1 protein-coding gene is annotated in these 980 nt (G+C 60.2%); it reads left to right on the plus strand.

What is annotated here, in order from left to right; genetic code table 11:
* Window positions 1-90: 90 nt before the first annotated feature.
* A partial coding sequence (locus NW819_RS06200) for a UDP-N-acetylmuramoyl-tripeptide--D-alanyl-D-alanine ligase (RefSeq protein WP_414413220.1) occupies window positions 91-980 on the plus strand: 890 nt, incomplete at its 3' end.

A 980-nucleotide genomic window follows, 5' to 3' on the forward strand; every position in this document is an offset into this window, starting at 1 on the left:
GGGGTGAGGGGGAGCGCTTGGGAAATGTCTCAATCTGGTCTGAAATGACCATAGACGAAGAGGCTGTAGGCGAATTGGAGTTTCTGCCCGATGCTGACCTTACGAACTGTGGCTGACCTGCTGCAAACTCCCCTGCAGGGGGATCCCCATTTGTTGGGTCTTCCCGTCCAAGCCATTTGCACCGACAGCCGCCAATTGCAGCCGGGGTCAGTCTTTGTGGCGCTGCGGGGGGAACGGTTTGATGGACACAACTTTATTCCACAAGCTTTGGCAAGGGGGGCCGTTGCCGTCATCAGCCAGCGTCCGGTGGCCGGGCCCCATTTTCAAGTCTCAGATACCCTAGCTGCCTACCAGCGCATTGCCAGAGGCTGGCGGGAGCAGTTTCCCCCCTCCGTAGTAGCCATCACGGGCTCAGCAGGCAAAACCACCACCAAGGAAATGCTGGCGGCTGCCCTATCCCGCTACGGCACAGTTCTCAAAAGTGAGGCCAACCACAACAACGACATCGGGGTTGCTCAAACCCTGCTCCAGATGCGACCGGAGCATCAGTTTGTGGTTCTGGAAATGGCCATGCGAGGCCCCGGAGAAATTCGCCGCCTGGCTCAGATGGCTCAGCCCACCCACGCCTTGATCACCCATATTGGCACCGCCCACATCGGCAGACTGGGATCCCGCGCGGCCATTGCTGCTGCCAAGTGCGAGCTGCTGCAGGAGCTAGGGCAGGGGGTGGCTCTGCTGAATGGAGAAGATCCCTTGCTGTTGTCTACCGCCGCCAGCCTGTGGTCGGGACAAACCCTTACCTATGGTCTGGATCGGGGGGACTTACGGGGAGAATGGGATCCCCAAGCCCAAACGGTAACTGTGGAGGGCCTAACGCTGCCGGTGCCCTTGCCGGGAAGACACCATGCCCTCAACTGGATGGGAGTGCTGGCTGCTCTGTGCAGCTTGGGGCTGGATTGGGAGCGGCTCCGAGAACCCAT

Source organism: Synechococcus sp. R8-2, from assembly GCF_047461715.1.
Classification (GTDB): domain Bacteria; phylum Cyanobacteriota; class Cyanobacteriia; order Thermostichales; family Thermostichaceae; genus Thermostichus.